Origin of the sequence: Motiliproteus sp. MSK22-1, assembly GCF_001968815.1 — a bacterium.
GTDB lineage: Bacteria > Pseudomonadota > Gammaproteobacteria > Pseudomonadales > Balneatricaceae > Motiliproteus.
Genome location: NZ_MIEQ01000045.1, coordinates 1 through 16,827, shown reverse-complemented (window position 1 = coordinate 16,827; position 16,827 = coordinate 1). Strand labels below are relative to the sequence as shown.

Below are 16,827 nucleotides of genomic sequence, written 5' to 3'. Positions count from 1 at the left end.
ACAATTTCAGCTATTTGCTTTCGCGTCTGGCCCTGTCCAAAGAGCCGAATAGCCAAGTCTCGATTGTGTTGTTGTATTTCAGAAGATAGCTTGCGGGCATCAGTTTTATTCATACCCGGCAGTGTACCATAATTCGTCTATTTGTACGCCGGGTTAATAGATAAAGAAACTGTTGTTCTCCTCATTCACTTTTAGCCCACAACTGTCTGAATGCATAACTATATTTTTCTAAGAATCATTGTAGGCTGACTGGGCTTTCAGTTTGCAACGAATAAATTCGCTGTGGGAAACATAGATAAGGTCAGCCACCTTACGTATCAGATAGTCTTCATATTTATCTATTTCACCATCGGCGAATGCCACCTTCCACATGGATTCAATCAGAGCCAGTTTCTGTTCAGGGTTATAGTGATCGTTGACCAAGCGAGTAAACTGATGAAGAGATACTGACTCTTCGACCTCTGATTCTGCCAGCGAAATCAAGCTTTCAACAGTCTCGTTAGATAATTCAAACTGTTTCTTAAGGGTGTCGATGACCGCGGCTTGTTCCTTAGCATCAATATCGAAATCAGCTCTGGACACTTCAACAAGTAGTGCGGCAGAGGCCAGTTTCAGCGCATCTTCCCGCTCAATCTTTGATTGCTTCTCGCGCAGCTCAAGGTTTTCTGAGAAGAACTGAGTTATCTTGGCTAGCATACTTTTCATTACCTCTGATAAAAATACCACTGCCAGACATACTAAGGAACCTATGGACAAGTCTAATCAAATAAATTCCGATATCAGAGCGCCTAATAGTTTGGGACCACATAGACAAGCAATAGTCGCACCAGGGTTCTAGTGATTTTGACAACAGTATCAATGTTTGTATCTACGGCACTAACAGGTAAGTAGATGCTACTTACCTGCAGAATCATTCTTCAGCTGCTTGGCCGCCATAGCAAAACCACCGTCATCACCGTCCAAAAAATGAATATGTTCACCTTGCGAAAGGTCAAAAACAAGACAGGTCATTATCGCTCGACCTGTTCGATGTAAACCGTAAGTGATTTTTCCCTGCTGTTTTAGCTCTCTGAGAGCCGATTCAATTTGGTCTGCTTGTTTATTGGTACAATCAAAGAGAATACGCAACATATCATCAAAACGGCGATAGTCAGAATTCTGCCTGAGTTCTTGTCGATAAAGCCTGGGCTGATAGTCGCCAGCTTTAATGCCGAAGGTGTCCAGTACAAATTGTATCAAACTGACACTATAGAGCCTGAGAGTCCATATGAAACGATTATGACTTCCAAGCGTCGCGTCAATCTCTGCTTTAATACCTCGTGGTGGCCAGCTCAGGCGCAAATTATATTTATTGATCGGACGCCCCTGCTCCTTATCCGTTGCCATCACATCTGCAGTCTGCGAGATAACCTGCTGATATATCTGCTGCTGTTGCTCATCAGGAGTCGCTCGAACAAGCATACTTAATATCACCCCATTCTGAGATTTCAGTGGTTCCCAGCGACAAGACAAACCTTCGAGATCGGCATTTTCTGGTTCTGATGAATCTCCCACCAAGAACTGCTCGCCGGATTTGACCCAGCCTTCAGCAAGTTCAACACCACCACCGCTAAACGTTGCTAAGTAGTTGCCCGGTGATAACTCGAACTTGGCTACCCTAACCTCAAACCCTTCTTGACGAATCGCCCTGACCGGGACCATCCCGATCAATAAATCCAGGGAAAAGCGCTGCCTGGCGATGGAGCGAACTCCAGCAAGGGCTTTGCAAGCCGCATCAGAAAGATCAGGAGGAACAGCCATAGTGGCGCCGTCACCACCAAAAACATAGGGTATTTGCCAATTGCCACGAATATTGATGACAGCCGTAATGCAAGCAGCACCCATCATATTGACATCTTTATAGCGTCCTGCGGCAATAGCAGGTGTCGAGCCTCTAATATCCGCGATAACCACCAACCAATCATCGGGGAGTTGGTGGTAGTGTCGCCGATCAGTCACCTCTGAAAAATCACAAAAAGAGGGAATATCCCCGTACATTCAGCTCTCCACTATCCAGATTTTTACTTTTTATCTCAGGCCTTTCACTGATCAGTGGTGCACCCCCTTTCAGATTGTCGGCTACATTCTGAGCTTGACCTTCCAGGAGGCGTACCTATAACTCCCGATTCTCCAGTCAGAATACCCGGTCCTGGTGGAATTTCAGTTTGGTCAACATAGGTATAAGGACGGGCTGACCCGCAAGCACTGAGCCAAAACACACTCAGCAGAACGACGCCTTTGATCCATATTGAATTTTTCAGAGACATCTTAGAATTTTACCCTAGCACCGGCTAATATAGCAGAAACGTCTTCAAATTCAGTCCCCGGACGCTCTAGTTCATAGTTTCTAATTCCTAAATAAGCTTCAGTGGCCCAGTCATCAATTTTCTGAACCATCTGGAAACCGTAACTGGATGCCTCGTCGCCACTTAGCTTAGCGTCGTCTGTCTCATGGTAATCCACGGAAAATGATGTTTTTCCAGCCGTTGTCAACGATACTCGATAACCCAGCTTGAAGTAAAAGAAGCTCGGGTCAACGCTCCCTGAATCGACATCTCGCTCCCCTGCCGCCAAGGTAAAATTAAAACCATTATCTAAAAGAACCGAGGCCGAACCATTAATGAGATCAGACCCCACATCATCGGAATACCCCAGAGCCGCCGTCACTTTGTAGCCATCATATTTCGCAGAATATTTACCTGAAAGATCCCACACATCACCTTCTATCAAACTGGTTGCAAGCGTAAATCCACCAAAATTAGGCGTATCGTAGCGAATTCGATCATTGCGCCCCTGTCCATCCAGATTAGCTAACACGTCTTTAACCCTAACGGAACTCAAGGCACCACCACTTTCCCGAAAAAAGGTGCCACCCGCCAGAATAGCGGTATCGGAATACCCAGCCATGTCTGTGCCAGAAAGATCTTGCTCAGATGTCCCCTCTGTCGCTGTCCAACCCTGACCAAGCCAAACCTTACCCCAGTTTTTGTCTGCGGCATAAACCTCCAGACGACGCTGGGTGAAGTTATCGGGGCCCTCACCGCTCTTGCCGGTCGACTGACTGACACTGGCTGTTGAGTTGGACTCTAACTGAACCTCTATAGCGGCACCTACTGTCAGGGTTTCAGAAGGATCAACTTCACCAATAAAGCGGATACGAGTTGAGGAGGCGTCATTATCGACAAAGTGATAATCTGACTCATCCCCATCATCAGTGACCAGCACCCCGCGGTTAACCTGTCCGGAAAGTGACAGCCTGACTTTATCATTACCGGAACTGACCGAAGGCTTCGAGCTAGAGGTTTGGGCTGTCTCAGCAGTCTCAGCCATATCCATCTGCTTTTTCTCAAGCTCTTCAATCCGTTGCATCATTTTGAGCATCTGGGACTTCAGATCCTCAAGCTCCCCAGCGTAAACCGGAACAGGGTTTAATAAAGCCAATCCGATTGCAGAGGCCAAGAGTGTTTTTTCCATATTCATCGCTATCTTCCTCTAAGGGCATATTATCCCTCCAGCGACCTCATCCAATCATCTGGAGGTAAAAAACCATGCATACTTTCTAACGCTCCTCCACTTTTATTCCTATTTCTATTCAGTTACTTCTATACCTGCTTCAATTAAAGTAGTCCGGTTATTGAATTCCTGCGAGAATTTTCACTATTTTTTTATAATTTTATAGAAACGGGATTATTTATTGGATGGAATTGGATAGACAGGGTGTTATTGGATTATCAGGATAAGAGTTACTTTAATCAGGATCAGCATTCCAGATAAATATATAATAAGAAAAAATCACCCTATAACAGCTAAACAAACCTGGTTGGTAACAACCAAAAAGGGTATCACTAGATAAAAAATATTTAAGGAATATTAAGCTAGTAGTCGGGATTAGCGAAAATAGGTGATCCAAAAAAACGAGCAGTCAATAAAGGGTGGGAAGGAAAATAAAAATGCACATAGGATGCATAAAGGCCATTTAAACGGTAGAGGGTTTCTCCGGGTCGTAAACCATGGCGTCGATCACTAACCGTAACCGGTTCCATAGCGCTCTCCATTCGAGAATGATGAAAAACATAGCCACGAATCACTTGGTCATCAACCTTTACTGACTGCATACCGAAACCACTCAGGTGATCCAGCATCTTGCCATTTCCGGATAACAACCCGACCATTCGAGACTTTAAACCCGATGCTCCTGTAAGGCTACCCATCATGTAAAGCATTCCTCCACATTCAGCAAGAATCGATCTTCCAGAAGAATGGAACTCACGAATAGAAGCCTTCATTGTGGAATTCGAAGATAACTGATCTAAATACAATTCTGGAAAACCACCGGGAAACCAAAGACTATCGACATTAGGAACATGGGTGTCATGAATCGGAGAAAAAAACTGAATTTCAGCTCCCATGGCGCTCAATAGCTCAAGATTACCGTGGTAAATAAAACCAAAGGCTTCGTCCTTTGCTACGCCAACACGAATACCTTCCAGTAGTGCTGGCATTTGCGGTTGTGGTGCGTCATAAAACGTCACCGGTTCAGGCAGAGCAGTCAGGCCTGCTGTTTCCAGAATTTTAGCGGCTTGGTCCAACTGCAGATCCAGCTTTTCCAGCTCCATATCGACCAGTAACCGGTGATCCTTAACGGGGAGTTTTAGCGCTTCTGCTTCAGGTAAATGACCGAAATAACTAATACCCTGTTGAAGTCGGTTGGCTAACAGCTCGGGCTGATAGTCACTGCTGACCCGATTGATTAATACCCCGGCGATAGACTGATCGGTACTGAGCGTTACCAAATCATCGATAAAATCCTGAGAGTTCTGATTCTTACAGGATCCATCGACGACCACCATAATAGGTACCCCCAGGGTAACTGCCAGCTGGCTGGACAGAGCGTTGGTATCATAGAGCCCTGCACTACTATCAATGATAAGCAAGTCCGATTCTGAAGCCGCTCGATGTAACAAATGTTTACTTTTTGCTTCACCAACCAGCCAGAGATCCAGAGTATCTACAGGATGACCACTTGCACATTGATATAAAAGAGGATCGAGAAAATCAGGTCCGGCCTTCAACACTCGCACTCTACGTCCCTGATTACGATGATATCGGGCTAGCGTAGCAGTAATGGTCGTCCGCCCCTGATTAAACCCCGGAGCCGCGATCAAAATTGCCGGACATTGTACTTTTCTACGATCAGATGCCATCAGTCGTCCTCCAACTAATAGCCAGTTTACCAAGTCTGCTCACAATTTGAAGCAGCACCATAATTGATATTTAAAGAAAATGAGTCGCTTTAATGGTTACAACAAGATAGCAAGGATTGAGAGCAAATATTGAAAGGTTACAGCTGTAACAGAGATTGTTAAAAATGCTGCTAGCCGAGGATAGTCATTGTTCTTGGGATTCAATATCCATAGAAAACGGACAAATTTAGCGATGATCAGAATGACATAACTGATGATTCGACAGCACTTCAATGACACGACAACTATGCGAGTGGCCGGACTCACAGGCGTTTATCATACTTTTCAGCTCATCCCGCAGCCCACTCAAACGTGAAATCTTACCTTCAATCTCGGCAAGATGCTGCTTCGCAATTTCGTCGGCATTATGGCTTATTTCAACATTACAGGAGGAACCTTCAGCAGGGTTAGGGTTATAACAACACTCTTTACTCTTTTCAGGAACATCTGTGCCCAACAACAAAAGCTGGCGAATAGATTCAATGCTAAACCCTAATTCGCGGGCATGACAAATAAATCTAAGACGATCCAAATGAGTCTTACTGTAACGGCGTTGCTTCCCTTCAGTGCGAGGCGGCTCTGGTAATAACTTGATTCGTTCATAGTAGCGAATAGTTGGCACCTTGCAGCCGGTCTCATGCGACAACGCTCCTATCGAATACCTGCTGCCAGACATACTCCCCTCCTTTTTTCTGGCTACGACAAAACCCATTATATTGTCGGCGGAGGTTTCTACGCAGATTCCTTAGTCTGAACTGGGATGCAGCCGATCATCAGTGGAAGTTCCCAACCGAAAAAATTGCAAAACACCCCAATCGACAGTTGAACCTATAGTAACTATAGGTTTTATACTGTACCTATTCAGTCAACAATTCAAGGAATTTGTCATGGGAAGCAACTGCTGCCAGGGAGTAAAATTTGAAGGAGTATCCTCCGGTTACAAACGCATACTGTGGATTGTTATTGCCATTAACTTCACAATGTTTTTGGTTGAGATCAGCGCAGGCTGGAACGCCCAATCTCAGGCTCTGAAGGCTGATGCGTTGGACTTTTTGGCTGACTCAACCACCTATGCTATTAGTCTCTACGTTATAGGAAAGTCTATACAGCTGCGCAGCACTGCAGCACTCTTTAAAGGTATTAGCCTAAGCCTGATTGGAGTCTGGGTATTGGCCTCTACTCTTTATCGTCTATTTGTCGCTCCTTCCCCTGAACCATTTATTATGGGATCTGTAGCAATGCTGGCGTTAATTGCAAACCTGCTTAGCGTATTGCTACTGATTAAATATCGTGATGGCGATTCCAACGTTCGTTCTGTATGGCTATGCAGCCGTAACGATGCAATTGGCAATATCGCAGTGTTACTGGCAGCCGCAGCTGTGTGGCAAACAAAGACGCCATGGCCGGACCTTCTGGTTGCGCTGCTGATGGCATCACTGTTTCTCAGTTCTTCGTTCCAGATAATCAAACAATCTCTTGACGAGAAGAGACAGGCTTCAGAACAACCAACCCCAAGCTGTCAAACAAGGCAATAAGTGCAGTCATCATAGTAAAAACCTATACCTGCTCTACATATAAATTATTATGCCTTAACGATATAAACGGATTAATCTATTGAGGTGAAGATAACAGTAATCCACCTATGACCTAAAAGGATGTCTAGCTATGCAAAACCGTGCAGAAATTATCCATAATAACTTTCTGATGCGGGTTTCTGATAGTGACCTTCCATTCAGTGACACAGCCATAACTCTGAAACAATCAGGACTTGATCAGGCGGACCTTGTGGAACTTTTCGAATCACAGGTTCTCAGCCGGCAACTTGATTTCGAATCCAGACGATTACAAGCGCTTAAACAAGGCTTCTATACCATTGGTAGCTCAGGGCACGAGGGTAATGCAGCGATCGCTAAGGCTTTTCGCTTTAATGATATGGCTTTTCTTCACTACCGTGATGCTGCCTTTTTAATTCAACGATCAAAACAACTGGCCGGGCAGACGCCAATTTACGATATGCTGCTCTCGTTTTGCGCTTCAGCAGATGATCCGATTTCTGGAGGTCGACACAAGGTACTGGGCTCCAAAGCGCTGTTTATCCCTCCTCAAACCAGTACCATAGCCTCACACCTTCCCAAAGCTGTTGGCGCGGCTTACAGTATTCCGCTACGAAAGCGTATGAATCTGAGCCAAGACGACAAAATCCATTTAGCTAACGATGGTGTGGTCTTATCTAGCTTTGGCGACGCATCGGCCAACCACTCCACCGCACAGGGTGCAATAAACTGCGCCGCCTGGACCGCCTATCAAAAAGTACCACTGCCCTTGGTATTTATTTGTGAAGACAATGGCATAGGAATCTCCACGAACACCCCACATAACTGGATCAAGGCAAACTTCAGTAACAGGCCAGGTCTAAAATACCTGTACTGTGATGGGCTAAACCTGTTAGACACCTATCGTACAGCTAAACAGGCTGAACGCTACGCACGTAAATACCGTCAACCGGTTTTTCTGCACATTCGCACGGTGAGATTAATGGGACATGCAGGTTCCGATGCACAAGCAGCCTACCTAAGCCGTGAAGTGATCGAGCAAACAGAAGCACAGGACCCGCTACTTCATACTGCTCGCCAACTGATAGATAACCATATATTACGAAGTGATCAGATCTGCGATCTTTACCATGGAATCGCAGAACAAGTTAGTCGGGTTGCAAAACAATGCATTCTGCGTCCGAAATTAAAAACAGCTCATCAAGTGATGCAATCCATAGTGCCCGAGAAAACGAAATCCTTCGGTAGGCATGACCTGGATAAATGCACGAGTAATTCTGGTTTATCCCGCAAGCAACTGTTCTCTCGTGAAAAACGCTTTATGGAACAGCCTCAGCACTTGGCACGTTTACTTAATTGGGCTTTGGCAGACCTGATGCTTGAGCAAAGTAATATTATTATGGCGGGTGAAGATATTGGTCCGAAAGGTGGTGTCTATAATGTCACCAGCAAGTTATCTGAGAAATTTGGTCAACATAGAGTAATCAATACTCTTTTGGATGAGCAGAGCATTCTGGGACTGGCTATCGGTTTGGCACACAACGGCTTCCTTCCTATTCCTGAAATCCAGTTCCTGGCCTACGTACATAATGCTGAAGATCAGATCAGGGGGGAGGCTGCATCATTAAGCTTTTTCTCCAATGGCCAATACAGCAACCCCATGATCATACGTATTGCCGGACTGGCCTATCAAAAAGGATTTGGCGGCCATTTCCATAATGATAATTCCTTTGCTGTATTTAGAGATATTCCCGGCGTAATTCTCGCCTGCCCTTCTAACGGAGCAGATGCCGTAGAGATGATGCGAGAGTCCGTACGCCTGGCTCAGGAAGAAAGACGCATCGTTATCTTTTTAGAACCCATTGCCCTGTATATGACCCGCGACCTTCATGAAGAAGGGGATGGACTTTGGACCTCAACATATCGTGCACCCGATGAGGCACAACCAATCGCACTGGGAGAACTGAACCAGTATGGAAAGGGTACTGAACTGGCCATTCTGACATATGGCAATGGCTACTACCTGTCACGGCAAGCAGCAAAAGAACTGGAAGTCCAGAATATCCAGTTGCGCGTCATTGATCTGCGCTGGCTGGCTCCCTTAAATAAAGAAGCCATTATGAAGTCCGTAGCCGATTGTAGTCATATTCTCATCGTTGATGAATGCCGCCAAACAGGTTCCATCAGTGAAGCATTGATGACCTTGCTGCTAGAAGAGCTCAGCAAGGCAAGCACTGAACAGAATGCTAATAAGAAACCGCTTATCAATCGATTGACGGCCACCGACAGTTTTATCCCTCTCGGGCCTGCAGCGACGGCAACTCTTCCGAAAAAGGACGATATCATCAAAGCAGCCTTGAGACTGCTCAACAAACATACACCCGCCCCACGTGTGGAACCCGTAGCTTGAGTTCAAGATTAATAACGAACTTATTACCAGGAACAAACAACTGTTAGTCAACGTTGGAAAATGCAATGGTTAGCAATAGCTTTAAGAATAGTACTGCTCAAGATAAGAAATTAAGCGAACAGCAAGCGTTCCTTAATAATCAGAAAGAGAAAATTCTGGTCATTTGCCCAGGCCGGGGAACATACGCTAAGCAGGAGCTGGGCTATTTAAAACGCTACCACAGCGATAAATCTGAATTGATCAGTTCATTAGATAATTATCGGGGAAAACAGCAACAAACAGCCATTTCGGAGTTGGATAACCGTCAGGATTTTGTCCTCAAGGAGCATAGCCGTGGTGACAATGCCTCTCCCCTTATATATGCCTGCGCCTACAGTGATTTTCTCAGTATCGATACAAACCGCTATGAGGTAGTAGCGATCACAGGGAATTCCATGGGATGGTATATCGCAATGGCCTGCGCCAGAGCATTAGGAGTGGATCAGGCCATGCAGGTTATCAATACAATGGGGAACCTCATGCATGAAAGCCTGATCGGTGGCCAGCTGATTTACCCTTTGGTGGATGAGAACTGGCGGGCAATTCCCGGTCGCAGAAAGCAATTAAAAGAGATTGTGGAGGCCATTAACTCTCGCCCTGAGTGCCAGCTGTTCACTTCAATCGAGCTCGGAGGAATGTTGGTCTTCGGTGGAAACAATGTCGCATTGAATCAATTAACGACTCAGCTTCCTTCAGAGCAAGAACGTTTCCCGATGCGATTATATAACCATGCAGCGTTCCACACTCCGTTGCAGTCACCTATCAGCAAAATAGCCCTGAGCAGGTTTGATCAGGCACTCTTTGATCGCCCTCAGGTGCCAATGGTAGACGGTCGAGGCCAAATCTGGACTCCTTATTCCACAAGCCTTCAAAAACTCTTTGACTACACATTTGGACACCAGGTTGTGGAACACTATGATTTTACTAAAGCGATTGAGGTATCTGTAAAAGAATTCGCACCTGACAAGCTAGTTATACTCGGTCCTGGTAAAACACTGGGCGGAGCTGTTGCACAGAGTTTAATCAATATCCAATGGCAGGGAATGACCTGTAAACAGGATTTTGTAGAACGTCAAAGGGAGAAGCCATTAGTTTTATCCATGGGCATGGATGAACAGCGTCAGCTGGTTACTTGCTAATAGCAAAAAGGAACAATTATATCCAGAAGATCTAGTAGCTGAGGGTGCTAACCGCATACTGGCACCTTTAGCACTTTTCACTACTCGCTGATATATAAAACCCTATCTAACACTTGCTGGTATAGAAAAATCCTCTAGCTGACATCAAAAAGTGATATTTCACAATCTTAGTTAATCAGAGTACCTTAGCCGCCTTTAATTTCTACAATTAGAACAGCGCTGAAAGATACGCTGTATCAGTCCTGAAGGCCCACCATGAATATCACTCAGTTTTACTCTTCTCTCTGGAAAAATTATGTTGAGATCACTCCTCAAGCAGGAAAAATTCACGAAATTTTCAGCACTAGAGGGGAAACTGTTATCAATGACCACGTAGCATTTCGTACATTTTCTGATTCGCCGATATCTTTAGACAATCTTGAACCGGCTCTAAGGGAGTTAGGTTACAGTGCCTTTGACAGCTATATCTTCAAATCAAAAAATCTGATTGCCAAGAGCTATAATCACTCAGATAAAGATGCTCCCAAAATATTTCTCAGTGAACTCCAGCGTCACCACTTATCTGATTCCAGCCAGAAAATACTCAGCAGATTAGTCTCTGATATACCCGCTAATTGCCTGAACGGATGCTCCATTTTTTTCGACGATCTTCTTTGGAGTCCAATATCCATTGAAGATTACGATACCCTCTTAAGTGAGAGTGAGTATGCAGCCTGGACTGCAACAATGGGCTTAAGAGCAAACCACTTCACCGTCAGCGTAAATCATCTTAAACAATTTAATGAAGTCTCGGATATCAATCAGCTATTAAAAGACTGCGGTTTTGCCATAAACACATCCGGTGGTGAAGTGAAAGGAACTCCAGAAATATACCTGGAACAATCATCAACATTAGCGGATAAAATTACGGTCGAATTTGCCGACGGTACTGAACGGGTAATACCATCATGCTTCTATGAGTTTGCCAAACGCTATCCAATGTCCGATGGAGAGCTGTTTCAGGGGTTTGTTGCCGATAATGCTGACCGAATTTTCGAATCAACAAACGCAGCAGCTTAGCTTTCGATTACTAACTTCATCGGAGCCGTAACAGGGTTACGGCTCCCAGAATTCCCCAATACCAGCGAACAGAATGTTGTTCAATGAACTTCTTACTTCTATGAAGTCATAAAAAACTGCTATATTTGAATAACCACTCAATATTTGTTGCTGGCAGCGCAATCAAGCACTATGACTACAAACTACGACTGACAAGAAGTACTATAAACGACAGGGTTGTAACGGAGATGTAAGAACAATATAAAACTATGGGTAAGAGCCCTCTTACAGAGGATAATCAATGTATCCAAAATATGATGCTCATCTCAGTAATTTAAAAGACCAGAAACTTCGGAAACTTGAAAGAGCCATAGACAGCCTTAGAGAAGCTCTTTGCGACAAGGTAAAGACAATTAAAACGACAAAATTTCCTCCCGAACTTCCCAGATAGGCCATTCACTCGTTCCGCGATAAACGTTCTCCCCCCCTGCTTTCCCAGACACAAGGCCAGGAGCCCTTGTGCCTGGGCAGTACTTTTAAATTCCCTCATCGATAGCATTCCCGAATCAGAATTTTTTACTCCTCTCCTTCAATACTGATTTATGCAGACCAAAAAATTGGTATTACCAATTTATTATCAAAGACTAGTGATCAGTAAACTATTACCCGGATCTACATCATACGGCCAATAGGAACTTTGTACTTAATATCCACCTATCTCTTAATAAGTGACTTTATGACCAGTGTCCCCATGTATCATTCTGGAGCAGGAAGAATATGAAAGTTGCATTCATCAATATCCTGGTTTATTCTATTCTGCCTGAGAACAATTGGTATTACCAATTATCCATTCTAGATCCTAAGCAACAAAAATGCTGTAACGAATTTTAAAACAACAAAAAGCAGATCTTACTGACAGCACATAGGACACCTATGTTGCTGTACAGATGAGGATCAAAAAATTCTAAGAGAGAAGCCTATGGGATTGCTCACTAAACAGCTGTACTGTCTGCTATTGCTGCTATATACCTTAAATACAAACGCTGAAAATATTTTAGTGATAGAGAGTTACCATCAGGAATACCCTTGGGACGCCAGCTATATAAAGGGTTTAAAAACCATACTGGGAAAACAGCATCTGCTGGATTTCTTCCAAATGGACACCAAGCGACTCCCTCAATCAGCATTCAAAAAACAGTCTGATGCAGCTTGGGAACGCTATCTAGAGACTAAGCCAGAACTTGTTATTCTCGGGGATGACAACGCGCTAAAGCTTCTTGGACCACGGCTGGCCAAGACCAATACCCCTGTTGTCTATCTGGGTATTAATCGTAATCCCAGAGATTACCTACCCACCGATAGCCACAACTTTACCGGAGTTCTGGAAAGGCCTTTATTTAAACGATCAATTGTCACTGTATCCAAAATTCTGCAACTCAACTCAAAGAAAATTCTAGTTTTGTTTGACTCAGGGACAACCTCTCAATCAGCCGTTGCAGAAACCTTCAAAGGGCAGACTCAACTATCAGTTCTTGGTGTGGAGGCTGAATTGAGTTTAGTCGGGGACTGGAACACCTGGAAAAATCAAATAAGAGGCGCTGCTGATAACGGTTATGGTGCCATTATTGTTGGCCTCTATCATACTATTCGTGACGCTACTGGGCAGCATGTAGCCGCAAGTGAAGTTATGGAATGGACACAGGTAAACACAAATATCCCTATATTCGGGTTCTGGGATTTTGCCGTAGGTGCAGATAAAACAGCCGGTGGCCTGGTCCTCAGCGGAGAAGAGCAAGGACGCATGGCGGCCACTATTACAGAACGCATTCTGGCAGGCACCCCACCTAGAAGAATTTATCCAAAAGTAGCCAAGAAAGGACGCTACCTGTTCAGTCGACACCAAGCTGAACTTTTTGATTTAAAGATTCCAGAGAGCATTGCTGTGCGTTCAGTCTGGACAGATTGATGTTCGCAAAACCATCTCAACCTATCCCCATAAGCTGAAAGCTGCCGTAAGCGTCATACACCGAAGAAGGGAAAACCCATGGAAGCATTAACTAAAATCAGTTGGTCAGATAGCATTCAAACACGTATCAGCGTAGTACTGATTCTACTGACAACCATTATTGTTTCAGGCTTCGCATTTTATAACGTCCTACAGACCAGACAGCAAATGCAGTCAGATCTGGATGAGTTAGCCACTAATATAGCAGAACGCCTTTCTGGCCAACTCGCAGAACCTCTATGGTCGATAGACGAAATCCAAATATATGCAGATATAGATGCAGAAATGTTACAAAAGGAAATTGCAGCCATTGTCATACGCGATACAGAAGACCGCAGCCCCCTTTTTTTTAGGCAACGAGATTCCAAAGAAACGCTAAGCGTAGATAGCAGGGAGACTAACATCCCCTATATTATCAAAAGCAAGATTATTCGTAATAGCGATGGTGAAGAATTGGCTGTATTGGATATTTTTGTTACTCCCGAATACATGGAGCGAGAACTACTCTCATCAGTTGTCAGCATTATCGTGGCAATGATGATTCTCAACATCGCCCTGTTTTTAGCCATTTATATCACGATGCGCCATGTACTGATCCAACCGATTCGCGCACTGACTGAAGCGGCTAATCGAATCAGCCGTGGGGAGCTTGAGGCAACCATAGATACAACGTCACATAATGAGATAGGCCACCTTGCCCGGGCCATAGATAGACTCCAGGTCAGCACAAAAATGGCGATGCGCAGACTAAAGAAAATCTAAAAGCTGGAATAAAACCTAACCGGCGCCTTATTCTGTGCAAGAGTGCAGGCAATTATACCTGCACTCTTGCAAATCAAGCGTCTAAGGTGTCTCTATCAAAAATATTCGTTCTTGATAAAAAGTCAGGGGGTTTACTTTTTACGTAACCGCTCAAATGCCATCTGAAGACTAATCCCCATCCTTTCTATGGCCCTTGCCAAGGCACCAATTTCATCGTTGCGTTTCGTTTCAGCTATATTAGCTCCAAGCTTACCCCGACTGATTTCATCGGCTATTGCTGTCAGATTTCGAATTGGAGTACTTAGGCGACGCGCCAACAGGTAGGCCACAATAACAACAACGACACAAGTAAAAGCCAATATAAGCAAGGCACTTTGGCGTGCTCCGTCGGCTGCGCTATAGGCCTCCTGGTAGTCTTGCTGAACAATCAACGTCCATCCTTGTTGAGTTTCTTTTGTGTAGGCAACGATTTTTTTACCGCTGTCGTCGAAGATAAAGGTATCCTGATCAAGTTTGTTCTGATGACTCAGTGCCGGATGAAAACTGAAATCCTGAAGCTCAGAGGCGACTTCTCCCTTACCGTGAGCCATAAGTCGGTTCTGCTCATCAACTAAAATAGCAAAACCGGTTTCTCCAATCCTGGTTTTAGTTACTGTTTTGGAAAGATCCTCAAGGCTCATAGCAATGGTAAGAACCCCTTGTACACCTCCTTTCTCCTTACCTCCTATAGGTTTTGCCAGGACAAATGCAGGCTTGCCTGAGGTTTTACCAATTAAAAGCTGTGTCGCCAACTCCTTACCCTCAAGAATCTTTTTCAAGTAGTCTCGATCACCATAATACTTACCCTGCTTGCCATCGCTGCGCCCGACATTCTGCCCATCAGGAGAAAGGGTATGAGCAAGATAGATCCATTCATAGGTATCGGTTATCGTTTTCAGAACCGGATGATGTTGATTCTCATCCATACTGAGTAGAGCGGAGGTTTTGATATTCTGCTCCAGAACCCTCAAATTCATTGCGGTCCAATCATCAACGCTTCTTGTGAGTGCATCAGTATTTCGTACCAGACTTTGGAATACGTTATCCGTCCAGTCTTGTCTGGATTTTTCAATGCTGATATACCATAAGCCCCCCAAGGGAATAAGTGCAATAACGCACATGGTAAGTAATATCTGATATAAAATACTAAAGCTTGGTTCAGAATTCCCTGTAGACTTCACATCCGCCATTTTTTTCTCCATATTATTTATATTCACATCAACGCAGCATTTTTAATAAAATTACTTAATAAAAAAATCGGAAAACTAATCAGAATAAAAAAAATTCAATACCAAAAATCAACATCAAATCACTTAGAAAACCCAGTAGCAGCCCCATAAAACAGTCACCGTCAAACCTTCAGGATAAACGATAGCTGGCAAAGTCATATAGCAAAGCCATTCGGATTTATTTCGATATTTTCCTGTTCACAGTCATTAATTTACAGTGAAAGCTATAGGATTAATGCTCTTTGGGCAAGCTATTGTTAAAATTCAATATTTTTTATAAAACATCAATAATAACTAATATCTTATATACCAAAGAAGGATCTACTTCCCAGAACCAGAGAACCCATTGAAAGTGAGCATAAAAGTACAGTTGTATATTTATTAAAAAGACCGGTGCTTAGTCTGCCAACTATATTTTCACGATAAGGAAGGGTGAAACAGCACAATGGAAAACAATGCAGGAAAAGACAATTAATATTGATAAGAAAAAAAGACAGAAAACTACGAATTCACCTTATAAGCCGGTCATGAGTGTCAGGCATATAGTCTAACGTCCAGCCCTTTATTGTCACGAAGCAGATATTCCACCATTTTATATTGAGCCTCAGCAAATGCTGAGGCTCAAATTGAAGCACATACTGTAATTACAGCGGCTCAATGTTGGTGGTTAAAACGCCCACCGGAACCCTAAGCCAATACTATCCACATCCAGGTCATCATAGCCCAGAAGTTTCTGATAGTAGACATAGGCGGAACCACCGGTCGCAAACTGACCTGAAACCCCTAAACGCAGATTGAAATAGTCCGAATCGACAGAGTCTGTAGGTAGCAGGAACTTCTCCTGGGTGGGGTCGCCAACAAAGTTGGCTGAAATCAGTCGCGAATCGTCCTCAAACTCATGCACCCACTCAATTGACGCCTGAGGAGAAAGAATCCCCCAGGAGCGGCTCAATGCATAAGAAGCATCCACCCCTAAGGTCAGCGTTAACGAGTCCATATTCTGCTCATCCAACGCTACCGCCCAGCCGCCACCATCACTATTGGGATTGGACATACTCTCATTATAGCTATCCACCGTCGTATCCACGTATTCCACACGACCCGTCGTGGTCAAGGTCATCTCGTTGTATTGGAAATGGTAACCACCCCCCAATGCCAGCGAGAACTGATCGCCATCATAATCAGAACTGGCCACCTGATTGACCGTCGTGCCCGCCAAGGTGTAATTAACGTTTCTCTTCTGGTCAAAATCATTCTGACCAAAGGTCATGATCCCCTCAACAAAGAACTGATCCGACTGATAACTGGTTCCATAAAGACTCAGGCTGATT

The 16,827-nt window shown here is 44.3% G+C and carries 13 protein-coding genes; 6 read left to right on the top strand and 7 right to left on the bottom strand.

The features are described from left to right. Window positions 1-228 precede the first annotated feature (228 nt). The 5 genes from BGP75_RS13425 to BGP75_RS13405 all read right to left on the bottom strand — a co-directional run bounded on the left by BGP75_RS13425 (window position 229) and on the right by BGP75_RS13405 (window position 5,958). On the bottom strand, window positions 229-696 hold the full coding sequence (locus BGP75_RS13425; RefSeq protein WP_076719348.1) for a TerB family tellurite resistance protein: 468 nt from the start codon (window positions 694-696) through the stop codon (window positions 229-231). 198 nt (window positions 697-894) lie between these two features. Beyond that, the gene (locus tag BGP75_RS13420; RefSeq protein ID WP_076719347.1) at window positions 895-2,037 is read right to left on the bottom strand and encodes a DUF3095 domain-containing protein; all 1,143 of its coding nucleotides are present in this window, start codon (window positions 2,035-2,037) and stop codon (window positions 895-897) included. Window positions 2,038-2,307: 270 nt separating this feature from the next. After that, window positions 2,308-3,519, bottom strand: coding sequence for a porin (locus tag BGP75_RS13415; RefSeq protein ID WP_076719346.1), 1,212 nt, complete (start codon window positions 3,517-3,519; stop codon window positions 2,308-2,310). A gap of 395 nt (window positions 3,520-3,914) precedes the next feature. Beyond that, window positions 3,915-5,243, bottom strand: a complete 1,329-nt coding sequence (locus BGP75_RS13410) for a cobyrinate a,c-diamide synthase (protein WP_076719345.1) — start codon at window positions 5,241-5,243, stop codon at window positions 3,915-3,917. 226 nt (window positions 5,244-5,469) lie between these two features. Then, window positions 5,470-5,958, bottom strand: a complete 489-nt coding sequence (locus BGP75_RS13405) for a helix-turn-helix domain-containing protein (protein ID WP_076719344.1) — start codon at window positions 5,956-5,958, stop codon at window positions 5,470-5,472. A gap of 211 nt (window positions 5,959-6,169) precedes the next feature. Between BGP75_RS13405 and BGP75_RS13400 the strand changes: the two genes are divergently transcribed. The 6 genes from BGP75_RS13400 to BGP75_RS13370 all read left to right on the top strand — a co-directional run bounded on the left by BGP75_RS13400 (window position 6,170) and on the right by BGP75_RS13370 (window position 14,228). Continuing rightward, window positions 6,170-6,817, top strand: a complete 648-nt coding sequence (locus tag BGP75_RS13400; protein ID WP_076719343.1) for a cation diffusion facilitator family transporter — start codon at window positions 6,170-6,172, stop codon at window positions 6,815-6,817. 130 nt (window positions 6,818-6,947) lie between these two features. Beyond that, window positions 6,948-9,245, top strand: a complete 2,298-nt coding sequence (locus BGP75_RS13395; RefSeq protein ID WP_076719342.1) for an alpha-ketoacid dehydrogenase subunit alpha/beta — start codon at window positions 6,948-6,950, stop codon at window positions 9,243-9,245. A 65-nt stretch (window positions 9,246-9,310) separates the two neighbouring features. Beyond that, complete coding sequence (locus BGP75_RS13390; protein WP_233152922.1) at window positions 9,311-10,423, top strand: ACP S-malonyltransferase; 1,113 nt, start codon at window positions 9,311-9,313, stop codon at window positions 10,421-10,423. Between the two features lie 255 nt (window positions 10,424-10,678). Further along, a complete protein-coding gene (locus BGP75_RS13385) occupies window positions 10,679-11,482 on the top strand; it encodes a DUF1338 domain-containing protein (protein ID WP_076719341.1) in 804 nt (267 codons plus the stop codon). 958 nt (window positions 11,483-12,440) lie between these two features. Then, window positions 12,441-13,427 carry an ABC transporter substrate-binding protein gene (locus tag BGP75_RS13375; protein WP_076719339.1) on the top strand — a complete coding sequence of 329 codons (987 nt, stop codon included), beginning with the start codon at window positions 12,441-12,443 and terminating at the stop codon, window positions 13,425-13,427. Between the two features lie 78 nt (window positions 13,428-13,505). Then, the gene (locus BGP75_RS13370) at window positions 13,506-14,228 is read left to right on the top strand and encodes a HAMP domain-containing protein (RefSeq protein WP_076719338.1); all 723 of its coding nucleotides are present in this window, start codon (window positions 13,506-13,508) and stop codon (window positions 14,226-14,228) included. Window positions 14,229-14,359: 131 nt separating this feature from the next. Here the strand turns inward: BGP75_RS13370 and BGP75_RS13365 are convergent, their stop codons facing one another. Both BGP75_RS13365 and BGP75_RS13360 read right to left on the bottom strand, forming a co-directional pair. After that, a complete protein-coding gene (locus BGP75_RS13365; protein WP_076719337.1) occupies window positions 14,360-15,457 on the bottom strand; it encodes a cache and HAMP domain-containing protein in 1,098 nt (365 codons plus the stop codon). Window positions 15,458-16,163: 706 nt separating this feature from the next. Next, on the bottom strand, window positions 16,164-16,827 hold a 664-nt coding region (locus tag BGP75_RS13360; protein WP_158070068.1), incomplete at its 5' end, for an autotransporter outer membrane beta-barrel domain-containing protein.

What these genes read in the sequence shown, in the direction of transcription:
- BGP75_RS13425 (WP_076719348.1), bottom strand. Translation starts at nt 696, where the DNA reads ATGCTAGCCAAGATAACTCAGTTCTTCTCAGAAAACCTTGAGCTGCGC.
- BGP75_RS13420 (WP_076719347.1), bottom strand. Translation starts at nt 2,037, where the DNA reads ATGTACGGGGATATTCCCTCTTTTTGTGATTTTTCAGAGGTGACTGAT.
- BGP75_RS13415 (WP_076719346.1), bottom strand. Translation starts at nt 3,519, where the DNA reads ATGAATATGGAAAAAACACTCTTGGCCTCTGCAATCGGATTGGCTTTA.
- BGP75_RS13410 (WP_076719345.1), bottom strand. Translation starts at nt 5,243, where the DNA reads ATGGCATCTGATCGTAGAAAAGTACAATGTCCGGCAATTTTGATCGCG.
- BGP75_RS13405 (WP_076719344.1), bottom strand. Translation starts at nt 5,958, where the DNA reads ATGTCTGGCAGCAGGTATTCGATAGGAGCGTTGTCGCATGAGACCGGC.
- BGP75_RS13400 (WP_076719343.1), top strand. Translation starts at nt 6,170, where the DNA reads ATGGGAAGCAACTGCTGCCAGGGAGTAAAATTTGAAGGAGTATCCTCC.
- BGP75_RS13395 (WP_076719342.1), top strand. Translation starts at nt 6,948, where the DNA reads ATGCAAAACCGTGCAGAAATTATCCATAATAACTTTCTGATGCGGGTT.
- BGP75_RS13390 (WP_233152922.1), top strand. Translation starts at nt 9,311, where the DNA reads ATGGTTAGCAATAGCTTTAAGAATAGTACTGCTCAAGATAAGAAATTA.
- BGP75_RS13385 (WP_076719341.1), top strand. Translation starts at nt 10,679, where the DNA reads ATGAATATCACTCAGTTTTACTCTTCTCTCTGGAAAAATTATGTTGAG.
- BGP75_RS13375 (WP_076719339.1), top strand. Translation starts at nt 12,441, where the DNA reads ATGGGATTGCTCACTAAACAGCTGTACTGTCTGCTATTGCTGCTATAT.
- BGP75_RS13370 (WP_076719338.1), top strand. Translation starts at nt 13,506, where the DNA reads ATGGAAGCATTAACTAAAATCAGTTGGTCAGATAGCATTCAAACACGT.
- BGP75_RS13365 (WP_076719337.1), bottom strand. Translation starts at nt 15,457, where the DNA reads ATGGCGGATGTGAAGTCTACAGGGAATTCTGAACCAAGCTTTAGTATT.